Source organism: Blautia sp. An46, assembly GCF_002161645.1.
Classification (GTDB): Bacteria; Bacillota; Clostridia; order Lachnospirales; family Lachnospiraceae; genus Blautia; species Blautia ornithocaccae.
The window spans coordinates 1-23871 of record NZ_NFIF01000004.1 but is presented as its reverse complement, the minus strand read 5'-3'; the positions used below and the strand labels follow the sequence as shown (position 1 = coordinate 23871).

21 protein-coding genes are annotated in these 23871 nt (G+C 45.6%); 8 read left to right on the top strand and 13 right to left on the bottom strand.

The window, feature by feature from the left end:
- Positions 1-17: 17 nt before the first annotated feature.
- The gene (locus B5G00_RS04545; RefSeq protein ID WP_087269202.1) at positions 18-1130 is read right to left on the bottom strand and encodes an ABC transporter ATP-binding protein; all 1113 of its coding nucleotides are present in this window, start codon (positions 1128-1130) and stop codon (positions 18-20) included.
- Positions 1131-1405: 275 nt separating this feature from the next.
- Here B5G00_RS04545 and B5G00_RS04540 point away from each other — a divergent pair, with 275 nt between their 5' ends.
- Positions 1406-1672 (top strand): hypothetical protein, encoded by a 267-nt coding sequence (locus B5G00_RS04540; protein WP_087269660.1) that lies wholly within the window; start codon positions 1406-1408, stop codon positions 1670-1672.
- A 35-nt stretch (positions 1673-1707) separates the two neighbouring features.
- Here the strand turns inward: B5G00_RS04540 and B5G00_RS04535 are convergent, their stop codons facing one another.
- Positions 1708-2079 (bottom strand): helix-turn-helix domain-containing protein, encoded by a 372-nt coding sequence (locus B5G00_RS04535; protein ID WP_087269199.1) that lies wholly within the window; start codon positions 2077-2079, stop codon positions 1708-1710.
- Positions 2080-2256: 177 nt separating this feature from the next.
- Between B5G00_RS04535 and B5G00_RS04530 the strand changes: the two genes are divergently transcribed.
- Entirely contained in the window at positions 2257-2511 is a 255-nt protein-coding gene (locus B5G00_RS04530) for an HPr family phosphocarrier protein (RefSeq protein WP_087269195.1), read from the top strand.
- A gap of 161 nt (positions 2512-2672) precedes the next feature.
- Here the strand turns inward: B5G00_RS04530 and B5G00_RS04525 are convergent, their stop codons facing one another.
- The 3 genes from B5G00_RS04525 to B5G00_RS04515 form a co-directional block, all read right to left on the bottom strand.
- On the bottom strand, positions 2673-4022 hold the full coding sequence (locus tag B5G00_RS04525) for a glucose-6-phosphate isomerase (protein WP_087269192.1): 1350 nt from the start codon (positions 4020-4022) through the stop codon (positions 2673-2675).
- 62 nt (positions 4023-4084) lie between these two features.
- Positions 4085-4843 (bottom strand): hypothetical protein, encoded by a 759-nt coding sequence (locus B5G00_RS04520; RefSeq protein WP_087269657.1) that lies wholly within the window; start codon positions 4841-4843, stop codon positions 4085-4087.
- Between the two features lie 166 nt (positions 4844-5009).
- Entirely contained in the window at positions 5010-5711 is a 702-nt protein-coding gene (locus B5G00_RS04515; RefSeq protein WP_087269190.1) for a 5'-methylthioadenosine/adenosylhomocysteine nucleosidase, read from the bottom strand.
- Between the two features lie 144 nt (positions 5712-5855).
- Here B5G00_RS04515 and B5G00_RS04510 point away from each other — a divergent pair, with 144 nt between their 5' ends.
- Positions 5856-6101, top strand: coding sequence for a TIGR03905 family TSCPD domain-containing protein (locus tag B5G00_RS04510; protein ID WP_087269187.1), 246 nt, complete (start codon positions 5856-5858; stop codon positions 6099-6101).
- Between the two features lie 117 nt (positions 6102-6218).
- Here B5G00_RS04510 and B5G00_RS04505 read toward each other — a convergent pair whose 3' ends face one another.
- Positions 6219-9437 (bottom strand): UvrD-helicase domain-containing protein, encoded by a 3219-nt coding sequence (locus B5G00_RS04505; protein WP_087269184.1) that lies wholly within the window; start codon positions 9435-9437, stop codon positions 6219-6221.
- Between the two features lie 201 nt (positions 9438-9638).
- Here B5G00_RS04505 and B5G00_RS04500 point away from each other — a divergent pair, with 201 nt between their 5' ends.
- Complete coding sequence (locus tag B5G00_RS04500; RefSeq protein ID WP_087269181.1) at positions 9639-11003, top strand: MATE family efflux transporter; 1365 nt, start codon at positions 9639-9641, stop codon at positions 11001-11003.
- Between the two features lie 127 nt (positions 11004-11130).
- On the opposite strand, the gene B5G00_RS04495 is transcribed toward B5G00_RS04500, so the two are convergent.
- From B5G00_RS04495 to dapF, 7 genes are all read right to left on the bottom strand, one after another.
- Positions 11131-11433 carry a nucleoside triphosphate pyrophosphohydrolase gene (locus B5G00_RS04495; RefSeq protein WP_087269654.1) on the bottom strand — a complete coding sequence of 101 codons (303 nt, stop codon included), beginning with the start codon at positions 11431-11433 and terminating at the stop codon, positions 11131-11133.
- 51 nt (positions 11434-11484) lie between these two features.
- Positions 11485-12717, bottom strand: coding sequence for a peptidylprolyl isomerase (locus B5G00_RS04490; protein WP_087269178.1), 1233 nt, complete (start codon positions 12715-12717; stop codon positions 11485-11487).
- A 107-nt stretch (positions 12718-12824) separates the two neighbouring features.
- Positions 12825-16373: a transcription-repair coupling factor gene (gene mfd, locus B5G00_RS04485; RefSeq protein WP_087269175.1), complete on the bottom strand. Its 3549-nt coding sequence runs from the start codon at positions 16371-16373 to the stop codon at positions 12825-12827.
- A 3-nt stretch (positions 16374-16376) separates the two neighbouring features.
- A complete protein-coding gene (pth, locus tag B5G00_RS04480) occupies positions 16377-16994 on the bottom strand; it encodes an aminoacyl-tRNA hydrolase (protein ID WP_087269172.1) in 618 nt (205 codons plus the stop codon).
- Between the two features lie 10 nt (positions 16995-17004).
- On the bottom strand, positions 17005-17958 hold the full coding sequence (locus B5G00_RS04475; protein ID WP_087269169.1) for a TIGR03943 family putative permease subunit: 954 nt from the start codon (positions 17956-17958) through the stop codon (positions 17005-17007).
- A gap of 27 nt (positions 17959-17985) precedes the next feature.
- On the bottom strand, positions 17986-19128 hold the full coding sequence (locus B5G00_RS04470) for a CobW family GTP-binding protein (RefSeq protein ID WP_087269166.1): 1143 nt from the start codon (positions 19126-19128) through the stop codon (positions 17986-17988).
- Positions 19129-19300: 172 nt separating this feature from the next.
- Positions 19301-20143, bottom strand: coding sequence for a diaminopimelate epimerase (gene dapF, locus B5G00_RS04465; RefSeq protein ID WP_087269163.1), 843 nt, complete (start codon positions 20141-20143; stop codon positions 19301-19303).
- Positions 20144-20345: 202 nt separating this feature from the next.
- Between dapF and B5G00_RS04460 the strand changes: the two genes are divergently transcribed.
- The 4 genes from B5G00_RS04460 to tnpC all read left to right on the top strand — a co-directional run.
- Complete coding sequence (locus tag B5G00_RS04460) at positions 20346-21386, top strand: threonine aldolase family protein (protein WP_087269160.1); 1041 nt, start codon at positions 20346-20348, stop codon at positions 21384-21386.
- A 154-nt stretch (positions 21387-21540) separates the two neighbouring features.
- Positions 21541-21951, top strand: coding sequence for an IS66 family insertion sequence element accessory protein TnpA (gene tnpA / locus B5G00_RS04455; protein WP_070090178.1), 411 nt, complete (start codon positions 21541-21543; stop codon positions 21949-21951).
- Complete coding sequence (tnpB, locus tag B5G00_RS04450; protein ID WP_070090177.1) at positions 21945-22286, top strand: IS66 family insertion sequence element accessory protein TnpB; 342 nt, start codon at positions 21945-21947, stop codon at positions 22284-22286. The genes tnpA and tnpB overlap by 7 nt, the downstream gene beginning before the upstream one ends.
- A gap of 142 nt (positions 22287-22428) precedes the next feature.
- The coding region (gene tnpC, locus B5G00_RS04445; protein WP_087269157.1) for an IS66 family transposase at positions 22429-23871 on the top strand (1443 nt) is incomplete at its 3' end.

The window sequence follows — 23871 nt, the reverse complement described above, 5'->3', positions numbered from 1 at the left end:
GGTATCCATATTCTTTTTTAGTTTGTGATAACCTGCTCTGTCTCTTTGTCGAAGATGTGGATTTTTTCCATATCCAGAGCAAATTTAACTGTATCGCCAGATCTTGCTGTTGTACGAGGATTAACTCTTGCTGTCATAGAGAATCCTTCTGTATCAAAGTACAGGTAAACTTCAGCGCCAAGTAATTCGTAAACAGTGATCTTTCCTTCGATTACGCTGTTCGGGAATGCCTGGATACGAGCTTCGTCATCGTATACATGCTCTGGACGAATACCCATAACAACTGTCTTTCCGTCATATCCGCCGTCAATAAGAGCTTTCTTCTTGGAAGCTGGAACATGAAGAACAGTCTTGCCAATCTGAAGCTGAACATCATCGCCTTTTACATGAACAGTTGCATCTAAGAAGTTCATCTGAGGAGATCCGATGAATCCTGCAACGAACAGGTTGCAAGGAGCGTTGTATAATGTCTGAGGTGTATCAACCTGCTGAACAACACCGTCTTTCATAACTACGATTCTTGTACCAAGAGTCATAGCTTCTGTCTGGTCATGGGTTACGTAGATGATTGTAGCGCCCAGTCTCTCATGCAGTTTGGAAATCTCAGTACGCATCTGAACACGAAGTTTTGCATCCAGGTTTGACAGAGGCTCGTCCATAAGGAATACTTTAGGCTCACGTACGATAGCACGACCCATAGCAACACGCTGTCTCTGACCACCGGAAAGAGCTTTCGGTTTACGGTCTAACAGTTTCTCCAGGTCAAGGATCTTAGCTGCTTCTTTAACCATTTTGTCAATCTGATCTTTTGGAACTTTTCTCAGTTTCAGACCAAATGCCATGTTATCATAAACTGTCATATGAGGATACAGAGCGTAGTTCTGGAATACCATTGCGATATCTCTGTCTTTTGGCTCTACATCATTTACTACTTTATCGCCAATCTTTAATGTACCGCCACTAATCTCTTCCAGTCCGGCGATCATACGAAGGGTTGTGGATTTACCACATCCTGAAGGTCCTACGAAGATGATAAATTCTTTATCTGCGATTTCAAGGTTAAAATCCTTAACTGCTTCAAATCCGTTTGGGTAAGTTTTGTTAATATGCTGCAATGATAAACTTGCCATTTTTCATTTCCTCCTAAAATAGTTATATGTCCTGCTTTTGAACTGTACTCAGTATACCCCTATCCGTCTTTTTTTTCCATAGTTCAATTCAACAAAGATTGAGGTGACTCTTAGTAAGCATGGACAAAAACCTCCGCCCCCTTGTCATTTTGACAGTTTTTTGTAATTTCTGTAAGCAATCTGCACAATCAGCTATAAAAACTGCAAAGAAGCTTTACACTTTACCTTCAGTTTTTTATAATATAGCCGAAAAAGCAAAGAAGAAAGGAAATGCTATGTTTCGCATAATGGGTACAATTTATAAAGATACACATATATTGAAAAGCCTGGTAGTCTGTGATGATACCAAGGACAGCCGGACTAAGAAGGTTTTTCATGCCCTGGATACGATCTGTCATGAATTTGATCTTGGTTCCCCCATCTGGCTGGATGCCAATATTAAAGATTTTCAGAGATTTTCCAAGGTGAGGTTTTCTCAGGACAATTTTATAGAGGTACTGGATTTTGATTATTTCCAGCTGGAAATCATAGAAGAGGACTGAGAGCAGAAATGTGCCGGGACTGTTTCCCAAAGGAATCAACACCCCGGCTTTTTCCATGCGCTCTTTAATTTTGCTTCTTTTCGGAGCGTCTTTTTAGTGGCCGCTGCAATATCCGCGATCACCCGGATTTCATAGTCATCACAGTCGCTGAGAATGGTCTGTATATCCTGTTCAAATACTGCCTTAGACTGTACAACACTATCTGCCAGCAGACTGTCTACTGATACATGGAGAGCATTTGCAAGCTTCACAATGGTAGATAGACTTACCTTTGTGGTACCGGTCTCAATATTACTGAGATGACTGGGAGACAGATTCACCTTCTCTGCAAGGCGTTCCTGGGTCATATCCAGGCTTATGCGCGCAGCTTTAATCCGCCTTCCTATAGATTTGTAGTCAATACTCATGTCTTCCTCCTTTAAATCTACACAGAGATATTTTAGCCACGGAAATAACAAATTATAATAATCCATATCCGTAAAGTACGGATGCAGATTAAGTTTTTTTCTTGAAACATTTAGATGTTTGCTATATAATACAGGCAAAATGTATATTTATGCAGCCAGTAAAAGGAGGGACAACAGATGAAAAAACAGACCATCACCATATCCGATTTAGAAAAATCCTGTAAACACCCATTTTCTGAATTGGTTGGTACTGCCTGTCGGTTTCAGAGCAAGATTTTATTGTCATGCGGCGAAACACAGATAAATGCCAAGAGCATCATGGGAGTAATGGCTTTTAACCTCTCACCGGGAACATCTATTGATATCATTGCAGAGGGCCCAGACGAAGATATGGCTGTAAAGGCTATTGAGGCCTTTCTGCTTTGTCGCTGAGCATTCTCTTTTCCATAGGAAATACGGGACTGCTGTATAAAATGTAAAATCCCTTAGGATCTTTCATTTTATACTGCAGCCCCGTATTTTTTTAGATAAGGGTGAGCGTCCTCCTGCAGAAATCTCTTCCAGGAAACCTTACACCTTTATACCGCCTTAAATTACAGTCTCTTTAACAGCTCTTCTCTTCTTTCCTCATATCCCGGTTTGCCCAGAAGAGCAAACATATTTTTCTTATAACTTTCTACTCCAGGCTGATTAAATGGATTCACTCCTGTAAGATATCCGCTGATACCACAGGCAAACTCAAAGAAATAGAATAACTGTCCCAGATAGAACTCATTCTGCTCTGGAATTTTCACCATAAGGTTCGGTGTATTTCCATCTGTATGAGCCAGAATCGTTCCATTCATAGCGCTCTTATTTACAAAATCCAGGCCCTTTCCAGCCAGATAGTTCAGGCCGTCCAGATCACTGGCCTCTTCTTTGATCACTACATCTGTCTTGGGCTCTTCAATTGCAAGAACTGTTTCGAACATGATCCTTGATCCGTCCTGGATAAACTGTCCCAGGGAATGAAGGTCTGTAGTAAAGTCTACAGATGCAGGGTAAATACCCTTCTGGTCTTTACCTTCGCTTTCTCCATAGAGCTGTTTCCACCACTCAGCCACATAATGAAGAGTAGGTTCATAATCTGCCAGGATTTCTACAGATTTGCCTTTTTTATGAAGGATATTCCGAACTGCGGCGTAAAGCATAGCATCGTTCTCCTCATATGGAGTATTTAAAGCCAGCTCTCTTCCTGAAGCAGCGCCTTCCATAAGCTTGTCTATAGAAACACCGCTCACTGCGATAGGAAGAAGTCCTACTGCGGTAAGTACAGAGAAACGGCCTCCTACATCGTCAGGCACTACAAAGGTCTCATATCCTTCTTCGTTGGCCAGAGTCTTCAAAGCTCCCTTTGCTTTGTCAGTGGTGGCATAGATTCTCTTAGCCGCCTCTTCTTTGCCATATTTGTTTTCCATCATTTCCTTAAAGAAACGGAACGCAATAGCCGGTTCTGTAGTAGTACCGGATTTGGAGATAACGTTAATGGAAAAGTCTCTGTCCCCGACTACCTCTGCCAGGCCCTTCACATATGCGCCGCTGATATTGTTTCCTACATAATAGATTTCCGGAGTTTTCCTGTTCTCTTTGCTCAGATTGTTGTAGAAAGGATGGCTCAGAAAATCAATGGCTGCTCTGGCGCCCAGGTAGGAACCTCCGATTCCGATAACCAGAAGTACTTCTGAATCTTCCTGGATTTTCTTTGCGGCTTTTTTAATCCTGTCAAACTCTTCCTTGTCATAATCTACTGGAAGGTCTATCCAGCCCAGAAAATCATTTCCCAGTCCTGTCTTTGATACCAGAACTTCTTTCGCTGTTTCTGTCATCTTCTTCATTGCCGCTACTTCTTCTTCACGGACAACGTTTGCTGCCTTAGAGTAGTCAAATATTACCTTATTTCCCATTTTCATCTTCTCCTTTGCGAAAAATATTTCTTTCTTTAGTTTAGCAAATCCCTATCTGTTTATCAAGTTAGAAATTCTTTAATTACATCCTTTACAATGGCCTCCTCTTCCTTATTCAGCAGATGACTGTATCTGCTGTCTGCAGCGGCAGCTTCCAGGATCCCCTGTTCCATCTGCCTGGCAGCCTTGTCACGGCTGTCTTTGGGAGCCTGGCTTTCTTTCTCCTTTTCCTTCTTTTTCTGGGTCCGGTTCTCACGAGTACCGGAATTCCGGGCATTTTCCAGGGGAATAATCTTTGCCGGCTCCCGCCACCGGTTCTCCACATAGTCCAGAAGGCTTGTCTCTATTACATCTTCCTGGTAGCCTGTACCCAGTACCAGCCGCACAGCCAGGAGAAAAACCTCTGTGCAGATTCCTGCTACCATGGAAAAAGTAAATACTGTGGTCTCCCGCCCCAGAAAAGCTATGGGCTCCAGTCCGGTCTGGGGCGGCCAGGCATATAGAATCTGCAGTCCCACAAATAAAAAAGAGAGGATGAAAGTTCCCCAGGATATATTCTTCATCTGACGGATGCTCCAGGCTCCTATCTTTCGTCCTCTCATTCTTTTTATTACATAAACCGAAGGGTTCTGTATTCTTGTGTTTTCTTTCAGAAGTTTCTGGTGTTCCAGCATAAAAGCCAGCAGCCACTTGTCCTTTTCCTCTCCAGGCTGCTTCAAATCCTTCAATACTCTTTTGTTGCTGTTATAAACTGCCAGCATACTTATAAGACAGAAAAGTCCCATAAGGCAGGCACCCCAGTAAAAAAACAGGCGCTCCATAATTCCTCCTTGATTTCGGCGGCAGACTGGCGGATATATCCCTTTTTCCAATCTCTGTCCGCTCTTTTTAGGCTTGTCCCCTGGCCGGCTGTAAGGGGAGGCCTTTGGTTTCATTATATAGCGCCTGATTCCTTTTGAAAACAAAAATCGCTCGACAAATTCTTTCCTAATCCAGCAGTCCCATCATGTTCTCTACCAGGCGAACGCTGTGGAGAATGGCCTGTTTTTCAAAGGTGGGATAGTCCATCTGGGCGCTGTCGTCAGCTTTGTCAGAGATTGCCCGGATTACCAGATAGGGAATATGGTTCAGGTAGGCAGCCTGTCCGATAGCTGCCCCTTCCATCTCTGTACAGCTTCCATCGGTAATGGAAATGATCTCTTCTTTTTTCCCTTTGTCAGCGATAAACTGGTCCCCGCTGACTACCCGTCCTTCCCAGACGCCGATTTCCGGATTTACCTGGGAGCAGACTTTAGCCGCCAGTTTCCGCAGTCCTTCATCTGCCGGAAAGGCCAGAGTATCCATTCTGGGAATCTGTCCTGCCGGATAGCCAAACTCTCTGGCATCTACATCATGCTGCATGGTATCTGTGGACAGGACAATGTCTCCAATATTGATCTCAGCCCTGAGAGAACCTGCAATTCCTGTATTGATCACAGCATCTACCTGGAAATCATCTGCCAGGATCTGGGTGCAGATACCTGCATTTACTTTACCGATACCTGAACGCACTACTACAGCTTCATGTCCCTTTAACTGTCCATGAAAAAATTCCATACCGGCTTTTTCTTTAACCGTCACCTCTGTCATCTTTTCCTTTAACATAGCCACTTCTTCTTCCATGGCTCCGATAATTCCTATGACTTTCATTGTATATACCTCTTTCTTATTTTCTTTGTGAACTGTAACCTATTTTACACTTTTTCCTCTGGTTTTTCCACAGCCGTTTTACATTTCTTTCCGCACATGCTATAATGACTTGGTCAAAAGAATGCGGGTAAGGAGGTATAAAACATGGTCTATAAAACAAAAGGGGTCTGTTCCCGTTCTATCGATATTGAGCTGGACGGCGATACCATAAAATCTGTAAAATTCAACGGAGGCTGCAACGGAAATACAAAAGGCATTGCCAGCCTGGTCCAGGGAATGAAAATTGATGATGTGATTGCCAGACTAAAGGGCACTGACTGCGGTGGAAGAGGTACTTCCTGTCCGGACCAGCTTGCCAAAGCTCTAGAACTGGCAAAAGCAGAGCAGTAATTCAGAGTCTGCTCTTTCAGCTGCACGAGATGAAAGGCTGTCCCATTAAGCCTATGTCAGGAATTAAATATTCCGGACTCCGGCTTAATGGGGCAGCCTTTTGCGTTTATGATCTATTTACTCCTTCAGAAAATCGACGAGATTCATCTGTTCCCCTGAGATTTCCTGTCTCTGTTTCCCTGCCTTTTCTTTTAAAGCAAGTTCTTCCGGTATATCTTCCAGGAAGGGGGAAGGTTCTTTTGCATAAGTGAGGATCAGCTGGTCTTTTGCTCTTGTCATGCCTACGAAGAAAAGTCTTCTCTCCTCTTCCAGGTCTGTGGGGTAGTCTGCCTTTTCCAGCGGAAGGGTTCCTTCCTGTGTTCCGCAGAGAAATACAAGGGGAAATTCCAGACCCTTAGAGCCATGAAGCGTCATAAGGGTAACAGCCCCGGCACTGTAGTTTTTTTGAGGCCGGCGGATAAGGTCTCCTTCCTCCCCAAGAGACAGGTCACGGAGGAATTCCTCCATAGTAGAATATTGAAGGGCGGTCTGATAAAGTCTGGTCACAGCGGCATTTTTCTTCAGGTTCATGTCCTCCTGCCAGGATTTCAGGATTTTTTCCGGCTTATGTTTCTTTATCTGGGGCAGATATTTTTTCTTTGCCTCCTGGTATACACTGTCCCCCACCTCTGTGTCAGATAAGTCCCAGAGGAGTTTTAATGCAAGTTCCTTTGTCTGAGGCTCCTCTTCCTCAAGGCTTTTGAAAAAACTGACTGTTCCTCTTACTGCGGAATCCAGCAGAAAATCCCCTCTTCCCACTGTCATATAGGGAATCCCTTCCTGAGACAGACATTTTTCCAGGATTCGGAACTGCCGATGGGTCCTGCAGAGAACGGCAATATCGGAAAAGCTTCTCTGTCTCCGTTCTATCTCAGCCTGAAATCCACTCTGAACGTCCAGCATGTCCAGACCGCCGGTCTGACGGTTAATTTCTTTTGCCACAAAGATTCCTTCTGAGAAATCTGAGGCAGCTTCCACCACCCGGATTTTTTCTCCTTCTCCTCTGTAAGCCCTCAGATGTCTTGCCTCTCCTGGATTGCGGGAAATCACTGCCATAGCAGCATCTACTACTGCGGAAACAGACCGGTAGTTTTCTTCCAGGCAGATCATTCTGGTATCGGGCCTGTCCTCTCTGAGGCGGTTAAAGCACTGGGAATCTGAACCACGGAAGCCGTAAATAGCCTGGTCAGGATCGCCGATAACAAAAAGCTCCCTGCCTCCTTTTGCCCATTCCAGCATAAGGCTGTACTGGACAGGGTTCACGTCCTGAAATTCATCTACCAGGAGATATGTAAATCTTTTCTTATAATCCTGATCCTCAGAAAACCGGGCCAGGCTCAAAGCTCTCAGGAGCAGATCATCAAAATCAGCCAGATTTCTGTCTTTTAAAAGTTTCTGGTAATGGCTAAAAGCCTCTTCCCAGACCCGGTCATTAAATCCTCGTTCTTCCGGCGCAGATTTGTACAGGGAGATTTCAGAAAGAAAGTCTCTTACGGATATCCTCATATTCCAGGTATCTATGGTCTCCTGAGCCAGTTCCTTTACCTGAATCTCATCTGCAAGAGTAAAGTTTTCTCCTTCTTCTTTAAGGATATCCAGGCAGATGGAATGAAAGGTTCCGATCTGAATCTGTTTCAGGGCTCTTTTATTTCCCAATTCCCGCTCCAGACGTTCCCTCATCTCCTGGGCAGCTTTATTTGTAAAAGTCACCGCTGTAATCTCCGAGGGTTTTACTTTCCTTCTCTCTATAAGATAAAGTATCTTTTCGATCAGAGTCTTGGTCTTTCCTGTACCTGGTCCTGCAATAACCGCAGTAACTGGATGAATACTTTCCACTGCTTCCTGCTGCCGCTCATTTAATACAGGACGGGCTTCCACACCTTTTCCAGTCACTCTGTTTTCTTCCATGGCTGAGGAACTTTTGGCCGGTTGTAACTGGTCTGGATTCTGTTCTGGTTCAGCCTGAAGAGCTGTCTTGCTCTCCTCCTGCTCCCCTTCTGTCTGGGAGGATACTTCCAGCCCGAAGCCGTCAAAAAGGCTTATCTGGCCCTGGGTATCTTCAAGTTCTCTTCCCCGGAAAAGTTTAATGGTCCCGTATTCTCCATCAAACCCAGGATGACGTTCCACCTGGCCTTCACGAAGTCTCCGGATACCTTCTCCTATAAAGTATCCTGCCTGCCTCTGGATATCTTCCACCGGCGCATTCCGCAGGATCTCAAACTCCGGCCCCAGGGTCTTTAACATTTCTCCATAGAGCCTTTCAGTCTTGGCGCTTCCTGCAGAGTGGCCTGTGGCCTGGGCGATCAGCTCAGGCAGGGGCATAAGGGATTCAAAAGCCCTGGCGTTTTCCCTGATAAAGCCTTCCGGACGGTCTGCCAGCTCTTCAACCCGGTGTTCCACTCCAATCGTCAGTTTTCTTCCGCATACCGGGCAGCGGCCCTGATATTCTTTGGTCTGAGCAGGGGAAAAGCAGAGATGACATTTTCTGTGGCCGTCATAATGATATTTTCCTTCTTCCGGAAAAAACTCGATGGTTCCCTCCAGGCCTTCTCCTGTCTGAATAGCCTTCCAAAGACCTTCATAAGAAAGCTCTGTATCCATCAGATTAGCCTCCCTTCCCAGTTTTCCCGGAGAATGGGCATCTGAATTAGAAATCAACTGGTATCTGTCCAGGGCAGAAACTCTCCAGTTCATAGGCGGATCTGAAGAAAGACCGGTCTCCACTGCATGAATATAAGGGGTCAGGTCTTCAAAGCACTCCTCCACGGTATCAAATCCGGAGAAAGCTCCAAACATAGCGAAATGAGGAGTCCAGATGTGGGCTGGAACGAAGATTCCCGTCTCTGCTGTCTCCAGCATAATCTCTAAAAGATCCCGACAGTCAAGGCCCAGAATAGGCCGTCCGTCAGAATGAATGTTTCCAATTTCTTCCAGCCTGGCAGAGAGGCGGTCTGCTTCTTCCAGGCCAGGAAGTATCAGAAGGTTATGTACCTTTCGAGTCTTGTCATTCTTTTTATAAATGGAACTGATTTCCCCGGTTACCACAAATCGCGGTTCTATGTTATCCGGCGTCATGCCGTCCTGAATCTGATATTCCTTTTTCAGCCTGTACAGACCGTTTCCTTCAGGTTCCAGTTTTTCTTTAAGCTCTTCTCTCCACTGAGGGTGTGTAAAATCTCCCGTTCCCACCAGATGGATTCCCTTTTTCCTGGCCCAAAGTTCCAGATGTTCCGGGTCTCCTTCCTTGCTGGTAGCCCTGGAAAACCTGGAGTGAATATGTAAATCTGATATATACATGAATATAACCTTCTTTTCTTAATATTATGATACCTGATTGCTCCGCACTATGTGCTCCCGCAATCCTCAAAACATTTATAATATTATACTCCTCCCGTCGGGATAGGGGCAAGATTCTATGACTTTGGATTGCTTTTTTTCTTGTGCAGAACTATACTATGCATAGCTGAACTATTAAGACAGAAGGGGGATATTTATATCATGAGCAGTAATTCTTCAGCAGTTTCTATGACCACTGGTCCTATCTGGAAAAGGATCGTTTTTTTTGCCATACCGCTTTTCTTCGGCAATCTCTTCCAACAGCTTTATAATACAGCGGATTCTCTCATTGTGGGAAGATTCCTGGGCAGCACCGCTTTGGCTGCGGTAAGCTCCTCAGGAAATCTGATCTTTCTCATGGTGGGATTTTTTAACGGTCTTGCTATCGGTGCAGGCGTAGTGGTAGCCAAGTATTACGGCGCCAAGAAATTTCATATTGTCCAGAGAGCCATCCATACCATTATGGCTCTGGGGCTTATTTCCGGAATTCTTCTCACTGTTGTAGGCGTTCTGGCGGCGCCTCAGATTTTAGTCCTTATGGGTACGCCTTCAGAAGTCCTCCCCAATTCTATTACCTACTTCCGGATCTACTTCAGCGGTTCCCTGGCTTTCGTCATGTATAACTTTATGGTGGGAATCCTCCAGTCTGTAGGAGACAGCCGTCATCCTCTGATCTACCTGGTAATTTCCTCTATAGTGAACATTGTGCTGGACCTGCTTTTTGTAGGCGTCTTTCACCTGGGAGTAGGCTCTGCAGCTCTGGCCACCATTATCTCCCAGTTTATCAGTGCTTTTCTCTGTCTGTGGCAGCTTATGAGAAGTCCTGAAGAATATCGGGTACGCCTTTCCAAAATCCGTCTGGATTTTCTGGTCCTGCGGCAGATCATCGCAAACGGCCTTCCGGCAGGACTGCAGAACTCTATTATTTCTCTGGCAAATGTTGTGGTCCAGTCCAACATTAACAAGTTCGGAGAAATGGCTGTAGCCGGCTGCGGTTCCTACTCTAAAGTAGAAGGCTTCGGATTTCTTCCTATCACCTGCTTTGCCCTGGCCCTTACCACTTTTATCAGCCAGAATTTAGGAGCAAAGGAATACCAGCGGGCCAAAAAAGGTGCTGTCTTTGGGGTTGTCTGTTCTATTACCCTTGCGGAACTTATTGGCCTGGTGATTTATGGACTGGCCCCTGTGCTGATTTCTGCCTTCAGCAGCACTCCGGAAGTAATTTCCTATGGCACAGCTCAGGCCCGTGTAGTCACCTTATTTTATTTTCTCCTTGCCTTTTCCCACTGTATGGCCGGAATTTTACGGGGTGCAGGAAAGTCCACCGTGCCGATGCTGGTCATGCTGGCATGCTGGTGCATCATCCGGGTAACTTACATAACTGTCACAGTAAGGCTGATTCCCAATATAAGGGTGATCTTCTGGGCTTATCCTTTAACCTGGACCTTAAGCTCTATTGTATTTTTAATTTATTTTCTGAAGTCTGACTGGATCCATGCTTTTGAAAAATCTCGCAATCATATATAAAATTATTGGGCATGTACCTGGGAGGAATAAAATTCCATACGTAAGGTACATGCCCTTAATATACAACTAGGCAATCTATAAAATTTTAACTTTATCCTATATAGCCATGAGAAGGTTTTCTCTACATTTACTTAATAAGAAATATTTTTTTCTGAAATCCTCCTCGGCTTTTTCTTTTTGACTCTTTTATTTTCAAAATATCTTCCATAGAAAAATGTTTAGATTCAATAATGGCATCTATAACCTCAAGAATATCTGCTAACTCTTCTTCATTCTTATCCATTATGTACTCTTCTGTCTCTTCTTGCAGTTTCTTTTCCAATTCTCTCTGGTACTCTTCCTCATCAAGAATGCGAATATGAGGGTTCTGTCCATTTTGAACCATTATCTCTGGAATTCTATCCCGGACAAGCTTTTCAAATTTTTTCATAATCATTACCTATATATATCTGTCAGAGTTCCTACTCTATGCCCAAGCCTCCTATTCAGAAGCTGCTGCGTCTTCTGAACTTCCAGCCTCTGTCTGGGTATCTGCAGAACCTTCTGTCTGGCTCTCTTCAGATGCAGCTTCTTCTGTCTCACCTGTTGTATCCTCTGCGGCCTCAGTATCGCCTGTACTCTCTGTGGTATCGGCGGTACTGTCTTCTGTAGTTTCTTCTGTCTCAGGCTGTTTAATGGTATACTGCTCTGTATCTGTAAGCGTGACTTTCTCCCACTGGTCGTTATTAACAGTTATATCTGTCTCTTCTTTCCACTGGTCCAGAAGATCATTATATGCTTCCTGCTGTCTTTCAGATACAATGGATTCTTTCTCCTGGTCTGTAGCCTCTCTGTCCAGAACGCTGTCCATTCTTACTACGAAATATGCGTTCTCTCCTTCCACTACCTCACCATAAACCTGTCCGTCCTGAAGGGTTTTTGCTGCTTCTTTCAGTTTATCATCCAGAAGTGTGTCATCATCACCGAAAGTATTGTCTACTGCATTAAGGTCCTCGCTGACACCTTTGGCAATAGCGTCCATATCTGCACTGGCCGGATCTGCAGAGGCCTGAAGCTGATCCAGGATAGCCTGGGCCTGGTCTTTCTTGGCCTGTTTTTCTTCGTCTGTAAGAGGTGTTGTAGTTCCGTCGTCATTCTGGGTATCGCTGATATCAATCCTGCAGTAAGTAATCCTGCTCTGGGCAGCCTCAGAATCTTCTACATTTGTATCTACATCTGCTACCATCGGGTCATACATCTTTGTCTGATAGGTATAAAGCTCCAGAAGTGTCTCCACATCTGACTGAGTAACTGATAAAGTCTGGATGGTTTCTTCTGTATTGGCATCCATAAAGGCCTTGGCCGCCTCTTCAATCTTACTCTGCTCTTCCTCTGAAATGGACACATCATAATCTGCCGCATGCTGTTTCTGGACCAGCATGTTCTCCAGTTCATCCAGCACATTTGCCTTGGTCGTATCTCCGTAGGTCTCTCCTTCTCCTGAATCCTGAGACCAGATTCCAGTGGTGCTGCCTCCCATCATAGAATAATAAGATAGCATAGTCGCCTGATTCATCCTCAGCATCAGGTTTCCGGTTCCTACAGTTATGGTATCTTCCCCGGAAGTAAGGAGAGGCTGGGTCCCATCCATAGGAGTATTACATCCTGCCAGAGCCGCTGCTCCCAATGCTCCCGCCAGAAGAACACCTGTTATTTTCTTAGCTGCTTTATTCATAATCTCCTCCTGTAGTTACAAAAAATGTCCTTTTCCCATTATAGACGCTTTTATTCTCCGGGGCAAGAGCCATTTTCCCCGAAGAATGTGAACATACTGTGAAAGCCTTATTCCTCCGCCAATGGAAGAAAATCTGTTAGGATACTTTTCAGAAGCACCAGCACATCCAGGGTTTCTTTTGGTTTTCTTCCTTTAAGGAAAACCTGGAAATAAGGCGGCTCTTCCAAATGCATCTTCAGATTATTCTTATATTTTTCCAATATTCCAGGAAATCCTGCAGGGTCCAGTTTTGCCCGTTTAAACATTGTAATTTTTACGTCTTTTCCTGTCTGCTTGATTTCTGTAATATAAACCTTATGGGCAAGAGCCTTAAGGGCTGCTATTGCCAGGAGATTCTCCACTGCTTTAGGAGGCTCTCCGAACCGGTCCATAAGTTCTTCCTGCATATCTTCATACTCTTCCTGCGACTCAATAGCTGCAATACGTTTATATACATCCAGCTTCTGATATTCATTGGGAATATATTTCGGCGGGATAAAGGCGTTCAGTTCCAGATCAATGGCAGTCTCAAAGTCTTCCTGTTGTTTAATGCCTTTTGCCTCTTTCACTGCCTCGTCCAGCATTTTACAGTACAGGTCATAACCCACTGCCTGCATATGACCATGCTGCTCAGCACCCAGAAGATTTCCCGCTCCACGGATTTCCAGGTCCCGCATGGCAATCTTGAATCCGCTGCCCAGATCTGTAAATTCCCGAATAGCATGGAGCCTTTTCTCTGCAACTTCTTTGAGCATTTTATTTCTGCGGTACATAAGGAAGGCATAGGCTGTTCTGTTAGAGCGGCCCACACGGCCACGAAGCTGGTAAAGCTGAGAAAGTCCCATCTGGTCTGCATCGTGGACAATCATGGTATTGGCATTGGAAATATCCAGCCCTGTCTCAATAATAGTAGTGGATACCAGTACGTCAATATCCCCGTTAATAAAGCCATACATGATCTTCTCCAGCTGGTGCTCCCGCATCTGCCCATGGGCAAAGGCCACATTAGCCTCCGGTACCAGTTTTGCCACCCGGTTGGCGATCTCGTCAATGTCATTCACCCGATTGTATACATAATACACCTGACCACCTCTGGCCAGCTCCCTGGTTATCGCCTCCCGGACCAGTTCTTCATTGTATTCCATAACAAATGTCTGGATAGGCATTCTATCCATAGGTGCTTCTTCCAGTACGCTCATGTCCCGGATACCGATCAGGCTCATGTGAAGGGTTCTGGGAATAGGTGTGGCAGTCAGTGTGAGAACGTCTACATTTTCCTTTAGTTTTTTAATCTTTTCTTTATGGGTAACCCCAAAACGCTGCTCCTCGTCAATGATCAGAAGTCCCAGATCTTTATACTTTATATCTTTGGAAAGGACACGATGGGTGCCTATGACAATATCCACCAGGCCTTTCTTAAGGTCTTCAATGGTCTTCTTCTGTTCTGCCGGAGTACGGAATCTGCACAGAAGGTCAATACGCACAGGAAAATCCTTCATTCTCTGGACAAAGGTATTGTAATGCTGCTGGGCCAGAATGGTAGTGGGCACCAGATATACCACCTGTTTGCTTTCCTGAACCGCCTTAAAGGCAGCCCGGATGGCAATCTCCGTCTTGCCGTATCCCACGTCTCCGCAGATCAGACGGTCCATGATCTTAGTGCTCTCCATATCTCCCTTGGTGGCCTCTATGGCTGCCAGCTGGTCTTCTGTCTCCTCAAAAGGAAACATTTCCTCAAATTCCCTTTGCCATACGGTATCTTTTCCATACTGATAGCCGGACTGGGCCTGCCTTGCAGCGTAAAGGGCCACCAGATCTTTAGCGATATTCTTGACTGCGCCTTTTACCTTTGTCTTTGTCTTATTCCAGTCCTGGGTTCCCAGTTTATTCAGCTTAGGGGCTTTAGCGTCAGCTCCTGCATATTTCTGAAGCAGGTCCAGCTGATTGGGAAGGATATACAGGGTACTGTTATCTCCATACTCAATCTTAATGTAGTCCTTAGCTACCCGGTCTACATCAATCTTCTCAATTCCTCTATAGATTCCCAGTCCATGATTTTCATGGATCACATAATCACCAACGCTCAGCTCGCTGAAATTCTGGATACGTTTGCCGCTGTATTCTGTCTTCTTCCTCTTTTTCTTCTTTTCCTGTCCGAAGATATCTGTTTCCGTGATCAGCACAAACTTGATGAGAGGATACTCAAAGCCTCTCCTGGCGTGGCCAAAAGCTGTCATGATTTCTCCCGGAGCAATGGTCCGGTCCATATCTTCTGTGTAAAAGCTGTTCAGTCCTTCCTGGCTTAAGTCCTTTGCCAGTCTGGCAGCTCTGGTACGTGAAGGAGAAAGAAGTAAAACCTGATATCCATTTTTCTTAAAGTATTCCATGTCCTTAACCAGCAGCTCGAAGCTGTTGTTGTAGGGACTGACAGATTTTACTGTAGTATAAAACTGCTCCCGGATATCCCAGTCTCCTCTCTGCTGTTCCATGGTACACAGAGATACGCAGTTTTTCTTATTTATGTTCTGGATCACCTGGCGGCAGGGCATGAGCAGGTCTGTCTGTCCGGCCAGAAGGTATCCTTTCTCCAACCGATGCTCCATGCTCTCCCGAAATTCTGTTTCAATGGCATTCCCCTGTTCCGTCAGTCGATTGGTCTCATCCAGAAATACCAGAGTATCTTCTGCGGGAAAATAATCCAGAAAAGTTACCGCATTCTTATAAAAATACCGTACAAAATGTTCTGCTGCTGAAAAGTCCTGATACTCTTTCAGGCTATCCACAGCCTCTTCTACCATCCGGGTAAGCCTGGCCCCTTCTTCGGTCAGAAAATCATCTCGGAATTTTTTTACCATGGCTTTTTTCTCTTTTTCGATGGCCTTCAGACCTTTTTCCAGGACCTCCTGGTCCAGGACCATCTCTGCTGCCGGGTAAATAGTAACTTCTTCCAGATTTTCTATAGAACGCTGGCTTTCCGGGTCGAAACTTCGTATAGAATCAATCTCATCTCCCCACAACTCGATCCGCACCGGATTATCCAGAGTCAGAGGAAAAATATCTATGATGCCGCCTCTGACAGAAAACTGTCCCGGAGCCTCTGCCTGGGCGTTTCCCTCATATCCCATACCCAGAAGCTGTTTTCTCAGTTTCCCCAGTTCTACCGGACTGTCGCTTTTAAAGACAAGAGTATGGTCCTTTATAACCTCCAGAGGAAGAAGATAGTCCATGCAGCCGCCTATACTGGTGATCACAGTAACCCCTTTCTTCTCCAAAAGGGCAGCCACCGCCTTCATCCGGTCTCTTGTCAGCAGATTTCCATGTACATCGGCCTGAAAGAAGATCAGGTCCTTGGCCGGATAGAGGTAAACCTCCTGGTCATACATCCGGTAATCTTCGTAGATTTCCCTGGCTTTCAGATCGTTCTCCGCTATGATGAGACAATTCATATTTTCTCTTTTAGCATCTTTCTGCATACCGCGAAAAAGCCCATACATCATATGGGCTTTCTGTGATTCCACACAGCCGGAGAGCTGAAGGACTCCCCGGTTTTTCGGAAGTCTTGACCGTATCTCCCGGTACTCTGTTAAATTTTCCAATGGCTGCATAAATACCTGCATAATCTACTCCTGCGGGCTTTCCGCCTCTTCCTGGGTTTTTGCTTTTTTCTTTTTGGCAGCTCCGTTATAGTGGTTCATAGCCGCTTCTATCCCTTGGGAAAGAATCATCTCCACCGCCTCTGCCGCCTGTACAACGGCCTGATCCACCAATTCTCTTTCCTGAGGTGAAAAACGGCCCAGCACATAATCTGCCAGGTCCCATCCCTTAGGTTTCGCTCCCACGCCGACTTTCACCCGGTAAAAGTTCTGAGTGCCAAGCTGGGCGATAATGCTCTTAATTCCATTATGGCCTCCGGCACTGCCTTTTTTGCGGATACGTATCTGCCCCGGCTCCAGATCGATATCGTCATAAATGACGATCATCTCTGATTCCGGATCCAGTTTATAATAGTTTACGAATTCCCTGAGGGAGTCTCCGCTTAAATTCATGTAGGTAAGGGGCTTTGCCAGAATCACCTTTTCTCCGTTGATAATTCCCTTGCCGTACATAGCCTTATGGGCAATCCCTCCCTGAGGAATCCTGTGACGTTCAATTAATTCATCTATGGTGTCAAATCCCATATTATGTCTGGTCTTTTCATACTGTCTCCCTGGGTTTCCAAGGCCTGCTATCAAAAACATATGATTCTCCTTAATTAAAATATACCAGCTCCTGAGCCAGAGGTTCTGCAGGCTCCAGAGAAATGGCAGTAAGCACCGGTCCTTCCTTATGATAAGACTCTACATATTCATATCCTACCTCAGCTACCAGCTTCACCCATTTTCCGGTTTTCAGGTTTTTGGCCTCTGGTGTTCTGCAGATATATCCAATAAAGCTGGTATCATCTGCACAGCAGGTCATGGCCATTCTTCCGGGCACAAAAACATTTTTGGGCAGTTCTCTAGATTTCAGCACCATGGCAGTAAAGGATACTTTTTTGCCTTCATAAGTCTCCGGATGGTCCATGGCGTCAATAAACCAGATACCATAGTCTTCATCCATAATGTCAATGACATCTGCTTCCACATCAAAAGGCATTTTCTCAGCGAAAATGTCTTCAATCTCACCTTCATCATCCTCAAAAATAATTTCAGCAGACTGATTCACTACCTTCACGCTTCTTCTAAAAGAAGCCAGGGGCATGTCCTTTGTACAGCGGTTAAAGAGGACCATATCTGCTCCTCTTACCATTTCTACAAACAGAGACTTCATGTTGTTCATGTAAATCTGGAAGGTACTGGCGTCTACAGTAACGATCTGCTGTACAAGGCCCCAGTCCTTTGGAAGCTGCATCTCTTCAAACTTGCTTACCTGCCACATACCGTTGTATTCAATGATCACCCGCTCTGGCCGATAGAATGCATCATAAGCCACCAGGCGCTCTGGCGTCAGGTCTTCAAATTTATCGATAACTTCTACGCTGGTCCTGCTTTTCTTCAGTTTTTTAGGGTCAAATTCCACCTCTCCCTCTTCACAGAGGATAAGAAGCGTGGGACCATCTATCTGAAAATAATCCTGATCAATCGTAAAATCCAGGAAGGTACTCTTGCCGCTTTCCAGGAATCCTGCCATAAAATATATGGGAACTCTGATTTCTTCTTCCATATCTTTGTCCAATCCCTTCTATAATTATTATACGCCAAAGAGCTCGGCCAGTTTATCCTCTGCAAGCTTGGAACCAATGACGCAAAGCCTTCCTGTATAATCTGGAGCGCCCTGACGGATATCCGCCTCACCGGGAACCATATCGAAATAAATCCACTGTCCGTCTTTGCCTTCTACCATGCCTTTGGCCCTCAGCACCATTCCATAAGATCCATCCTCAGACAGAGTATCCAGAATCTTCTGGATTTCCTCCTGAGAATAAGCCTTTACAGTCTCTTTGCCCCAGCTTGTAAAGACTTCATCTGCATGGTGATGTCCATGATGATGGTCATGGCCGCAGCCTTCATGGTCGTGATGATGATGGTCGTGGCCACATTCCTCATGATCATGATGGTCGTGGTCGTGATCACATTCCTCATGGTCATGATGATGGTGGTCACATTCTTCATGGTCATGGTGGTGATGATCATGATCGCATCCTTCATGATGATGCTCATGGTCGTGATGATGGTGATGGCCGCCGCATACCGGGCAGGTTTCTTCTTCCATCAGCTCTTTTTCCAGGGAAGTATTATTCTCCATAGTGTTCAGTATCTTTTCCCCTGAAAGCTGTGCTATAGGTGTGGTGATCACAGCTGCAGTCTTGTTTAAGGAACGTATCAGCTCTACTGCCGCCTCTACTTTCTCCTGAGTTGCCTTTTCTGTGTCTGTACGGCTGAGGATAATGGTTCCTGCATATTCAATCTGGTTGCTGAAGAACTCTCCAAAATTTTTCATATACATTTTGCATTTAGTTACATCTACCAAAGTGGTAAAGCTGTTCAACTTTATGTCAACTGAATCTTCAATCTTCTGCACAGCTTTGATCACATCGGAAAGTTTCCCTACTCCTGAAGGCTCAATGATAATCCTGTCCGGGCTGTATTTTCCGATTACTTCCTTTAAAGCTTCTCCAAAGTCTCCTACCAGAGAGCAGCAGATACAGCCGGAATTCATTTCCCGTATCTCAATGCCTGCTTCTTTCAAAAATCCGCCGTCAATGCCGATTTCTCCAAATTCATTTTCAATCAGCACGACCTGCTCTCCTTTATAAGCTTCTTTTAAAAGCTTCTGGATCAGTGTGGTCTTTCCGGCTCCCAGAAATCCAGAAAAAATATCAATTTTTGTCATTGTGAAATCTCCTTTCTGCTATGATATGTGCAGTTTATACATGGGAAAAGGGGACGAAAGTACTGCTCCCGCCCCTTACTGCTGTATACTTCAATGTTCTTCGGTGGTTTCTAAAACCATCCCGCTGTGGCTAGTATATCACATCTTTTTCAAAAAACAAGTCCCCAACAACTTAGATTCCCTGAAAAAAGTCCTCAAACAGCTGGATTTTACATATCCGCTTTACGCTTCCGATCATCTTTACTTCCCAGTCTTCGTCAATCTGAGTCCAGAGTTTTCCTCCCGGCATGTGGACCATAACGTCAGAATCAATGAGCCCCCGCTTATATGCCGCTCCCGCTGCAGCACAGGCGCCGGTAGCAGAGGCCAGGGTATAGCCTACTCCTCGTTCAAAGATTTCAATTTCAATATTATTTTTATCTAATATTTTCACGATTTCGGTATTGATTCCCTCAGGAAAACATTCTGCCCTTTCAGAATATTTTCCTATCCGGCATACGGTCTCTCTGTCCGTATCTTCCAGCACAATGACACAGTGAGGATTTCCTGCGGAAACACAGGTACAGTCATATTCTTCCCCTCCGAAATTAAAAAATTCATGGACTGCCTCTCTGTCGGGGCCTGAAAGTCCCAGGGCTTTGCTGGAAAAGCGGAGTTTTCCCATGGTCATCTGGATCCGGTTCCCCTCTCTGTTCAGATATCTGATCTGGGAAATCCCGCTCTTGGTGTATAATTCAAAAGATTCTTTCTGTATATCTCCAATAGCTTTCAGATAATGGGCAAAGATCCTCAGGGCATTTCCTCCCTGCTCCGCCTCTGTGCCGTCCGGATTAAAAACCCGCACATACATATTCCCGTCTTTTTCATAGGGACCTGCCACAATACCGTCAGACCCGATACCAAAGTTCCGGCTGCAAACCCGGACGATTTTTTCCTGGTCCAGCTCCTCCTGATTTTTCCGGATATCATATACCAGATAATCGTTTCCCAGACTGTGATATTTATAAAATTCCATAGATGATTCCTTTCTTTAATATCTGATATAGTTATTTTATACACTGAGCCCTGGACTGTCAAATACAGGATTGAAGGTTTCCAAAGGAGAGAATTTCCTCTGTGCAGAAAAGATTTTTTATGTTAAAATGTATCTACAGCTTGTCTTTTGGGCTATCCGGAAGTAGTTTCCGGAATTTTCACACAGGAAGAGAGGTATACTCATGTATAGTTTTCAGAACGACTACAGCGAAGGCGCCCATCCGAATATTCTCAGGGCCCTGGAAACCATTAACTATCACCAAAATAACTCTTACGGACTGGATGAACATTCCAATGCTGCCCGGGAACTGATTCAAGAGGCATTGGAAGATTACAGCACAGATATCCACTTTATCTCAGGCGGGACTCTGACGAATCTCACTTTTATTTCTCATGTATTAAAGCCTTATGAGGCAGTGATCAGTGCTCAGACAGGGCACATCAACACCCATGAAACAGGCGCTATCGAAGCTACCGGACACAAAGTCTTCTCTATTTCCACAGAAGACGGCAAATTAACACCCGACCTGATCCGTCCGGTTCTGGACCTTCATGAAAATGAGCACTGGGTAGAGCCCAGGCTGGTTTATATATCAAATCCTACAGAAATCGGCACCGTATATACAAAAGAAGAGCTGGAAGTTCTCTACGGATTCTGTCAGCGCCATCATTTGTATCTGTATATGGACGGAGCCCGTCTGGCTGCTGCACTGGCAGCAGAAGAGGTCTCTCACCTGACCTTCCCGGACCTGCCTAAATTATGTGATGCCTTTTATATCGGAGGTACCAAGTCAGGAGCCATGTTTGGAGAGGCCCTGGTCCTTATCCGGGAGGAATTTAAAGATCATTTCCGCTTTAACATGAAACAGCGGGGAGCTATTATGGCAAAAGGATGGATGATCGGCGTTCAGTTTGGAGAATTGTTTAAAGATAATCTTTACATAGAATTGGGAAAGGAAAGTATCCGGCGCATGGAGCCTATCAAGGAAGTCTTTGCGGAAACCGGAATCCCCTTGCTGTGCGATGCTCCTACCAATCAGATTTTCCCCATTTTCCCCAATGAACTGGCTGAGGAAATCAACAGTAAGTATCTGACCACTTTCCAGTGCAAGCCGGATCCGGACCATACCTGCCTTCGGTTCTGCACTTCCTGGGTTACCAATGAAGAAGCGGTTTCTGATTTTGTAGAAAGCTTTAGGGATATGGTTATTAAGTATCGGTAGTATAAGTTTTTTGGCTAAGGTCAATGGCTAATTGCATTAACACTTGAAAAGTAAGCGCCAAATATTCCTGCGGATTTCCAGATCCTCAAGTTTTGCCTATAATTGTAGTCGATAGATATTTAGACTATTTCACTACAATTATGGAGGATAGGTTATGGCAGGTACTCGCAAAGCCCGCGTTCCAATGGCGGAACAGATCAGGCTTATCAATGAATGCCGACAGAGCGGCATGACAGATGCTGACTGGTGTCGTGAAAATAACATTGCAGTAAGCACTTTTTACAACTGGGTCAGCCGCTGCCGGAAAGCCGCAGCGGATCAGATCCCGGCAGCGAATTACGGTCATCCCCCGGTTCCCCGCCCGAAACAGGACGTGGTCCCCATTGACATTGTGCCGGATCACATTCCGGAACAGCATACAGCATCACGGATGCAAACCCCGTACCTTGACAATTCACATACGATCGAAGTTGCTATGAAGGAGATCACGGTCCGCATCAGCAATGATGCAGATCCTGTCCTGCTCACCAGGACATTCCGCCTGCTTCAGGAGCTCTCATGTTAGGCGATATCTCCGGACTTGAGAAGATCTACATTGTCTGCGGCTACACCGATATGCGCAAATCCATTGACGGACTCTGTGCTGTTATCGAGGACCAGCTTAAGATGGATCCCTCGTCCAGTGCTCTCTTCCTTTTCTGTGGAAGAAGACGGGACAGGATCAAGGCCTTGTTCAAGGAACCGGACGGCTTCGTCCTGATCTATAAGCGTTTGTCTGTCCGCGGCGGCTATCAATGGCCCAGGAAGCAGTCGGAGGTCCGGAACCTTTCCTGGCGGGAGTTTGACTGGCTGATGTCGGGGATCGATCTTGACCAGCCCAAAGCCCTCAAAGCAGAGTGAAAAGTATCTGGATTCCAATAAAAATCCTGCACAGAAAAATCCAGAAATTCCTTTTAAATTCGGCATTTTTCAGGAGCCATTTCCCTTTAGTAAAAGTTTCGTTTCTGGTACAATAAAGGTATCAAATCCGAGGAGAGAAACGATGGCTTCCAGTGCAAAAGATATCCAGCTCCGAGAGCTGAAAGATACAGTATCACAACTGAAAACAATGGTATCTGAACAGACTGAGCTGATCAGGTCTCTCCGTCTTATTATTGACGAAAAATCCGGTCACGAGAAAGCGCTTCAGGAACAGGTAGATTATCTGACCAAAAAGCTTTTCGGCTCATCCAGCGAAAAAAGATCCGATGATATTCCGGGACAACAGAATCTCTTCGATGAAGCGGAAATGGAACAAGACCCCTCTTTACCGGAAGAAGAGACCGTGATCCGGGAGCATACCCGTAAAAAGAAGGCAGCCCATGAGGATCTCTTCAAAGGCCTGAAGGTTGAAAAAGTAGTGATCCCTCTTCCGGAAGAAGACCAGGTCTGCCCGGTATGCGGCACGCAGATGGTCCTGATCGGCGAAGAGTATGTCCGCCGGGAACTGGAATTCATTCCAGCTACTTGTAAAGTGATTGAATACTACAGCCAGAGTTATGGCTGCCCATCCTGCAAGGAAGGACTCGGCGATACAGAAAAGCCTGTGATCATAAAGTCTCAAGTTCCGGCGGCTCTGGTAGGGAAAGGTCCTGCCTCAGCATCCACTGTTGCATGGACCATGTATCAGAAGTATGCCAACGGGCTTCCCCTTTACCGGCAGGAGAAAGACTGGAAACAGTATGGGGCTCAGATCAGCCGGACCACCCTTGCCAACTGGATCATCTGCTGTTCACAGAACTATTTCCAGCCAATGTATGATTACTTCCACCGTGAGCTGCTGAAACGGAGCTTTGCAATGGCAGATGAAACCCGGGTTCAGGTATTGAACGAGGAAGGGCGCCGGGCACAGACCCAATCATTCATGTGGCTGTTCCGAAGCGGCGAGGACGGGCTTCCGGCGATCATCCTGTATGGCTATTCCCCGACCAGGAGCGGCAGCCATGCAAGGGAGTTCCTGGAAGGCTACAGCGGATACCTGGAAACGGATGGATATCAGGGATACAACAATCTTCCAGGGATCCGACGCTGTTCTTGCTGGGCGCATATCCGTCGATACTTTATCGATGCCGTTCCCAAAGGGAAACAGTATGACTACAGCCAGCCGGCAGTGCAGGGAGTCCAGTACTGCAGCCGGTTATTCGCCATTGAGGACTCCATTAACAAAAAGTATCCCGGTGATTATGAAAAGCGGAAGCAGCTGCGTCTCGAGAAGGAAAAACCTGTTCTGGAGGCTTTCTGGTCGTGGCTCGATCAGCAGAAGCCAGTCCGGAATACCCGGATGGATAAAGCCGTGAATTACGTTCTCAACCGGCGTGATACAGCAGAGACCTATCTGGAAGACGGGCGGTGCAGCTTTACCAATAATCTCAGCGAGAATGCGATCCGTCCATTCGCAGTAGGCCGGAAGAACTGGCTGTTCAGCAATTCCGTAGAGGGAGCGAAT

Coding starts and splice junctions, on each gene's coding strand:
- B5G00_RS04525 (WP_087269192.1), bottom strand. CDS start 4,022: ATGGGAAATAAGGTAATATTTGACTACTCTAAGGCAGCAAACGTTGTC.
- B5G00_RS04530 (WP_087269195.1), top strand. CDS start 2,257: ATGAAAAAACAGACCATCACCATATCCGATTTAGAAAAATCCTGTAAA.
- B5G00_RS04470 (WP_087269166.1), bottom strand. CDS start 19,128: ATGACAAAAATTGATATTTTTTCTGGATTTCTGGGAGCCGGAAAGACC.
- B5G00_RS04460 (WP_087269160.1), top strand. CDS start 20,346: ATGTATAGTTTTCAGAACGACTACAGCGAAGGCGCCCATCCGAATATT.
- B5G00_RS04540 (WP_087269660.1), top strand. CDS start 1,406: ATGTTTCGCATAATGGGTACAATTTATAAAGATACACATATATTGAAA.
- B5G00_RS04510 (WP_087269187.1), top strand. CDS start 5,856: ATGGTCTATAAAACAAAAGGGGTCTGTTCCCGTTCTATCGATATTGAG.
- B5G00_RS04535 (WP_087269199.1), bottom strand. CDS start 2,079: ATGAGTATTGACTACAAATCTATAGGAAGGCGGATTAAAGCTGCGCGC.
- B5G00_RS04515 (WP_087269190.1), bottom strand. CDS start 5,711: ATGAAAGTCATAGGAATTATCGGAGCCATGGAAGAAGAAGTGGCTATG.
- mfd (WP_087269175.1), bottom strand. CDS start 16,373: ATGCAGGTATTTATGCAGCCATTGGAAAATTTAACAGAGTACCGGGAG.
- B5G00_RS04520 (WP_087269657.1), bottom strand. CDS start 4,843: ATGGAGCGCCTGTTTTTTTACTGGGGTGCCTGCCTTATGGGACTTTTC.
- B5G00_RS04505 (WP_087269184.1), bottom strand. CDS start 9,437: ATGTATATATCAGATTTACATATTCACTCCAGGTTTTCCAGGGCTACC.
- B5G00_RS04545 (WP_087269202.1), bottom strand. CDS start 1,130: ATGGCAAGTTTATCATTGCAGCATATTAACAAAACTTACCCAAACGGA.
- pth (WP_087269172.1), bottom strand. CDS start 16,994: ATGTTTTTGATAGCAGGCCTTGGAAACCCAGGGAGACAGTATGAAAAG.
- B5G00_RS04500 (WP_087269181.1), top strand. CDS start 9,639: ATGAGCAGTAATTCTTCAGCAGTTTCTATGACCACTGGTCCTATCTGG.
- B5G00_RS04495 (WP_087269654.1), bottom strand. CDS start 11,433: ATGAAAAAATTTGAAAAGCTTGTCCGGGATAGAATTCCAGAGATAATG.
- dapF (WP_087269163.1), bottom strand. CDS start 20,143: ATGGAATTTTATAAATATCACAGTCTGGGAAACGATTATCTGGTATAT.
- tnpB (WP_070090177.1), top strand. CDS start 21,945: ATGTTAGGCGATATCTCCGGACTTGAGAAGATCTACATTGTCTGCGGC.
- tnpA (WP_070090178.1), top strand. CDS start 21,541: ATGGCAGGTACTCGCAAAGCCCGCGTTCCAATGGCGGAACAGATCAGG.
- B5G00_RS04475 (WP_087269169.1), bottom strand. CDS start 17,958: ATGGAAGAAGAAATCAGAGTTCCCATATATTTTATGGCAGGATTCCTG.
- B5G00_RS04490 (WP_087269178.1), bottom strand. CDS start 12,717: ATGAATAAAGCAGCTAAGAAAATAACAGGTGTTCTTCTGGCGGGAGCA.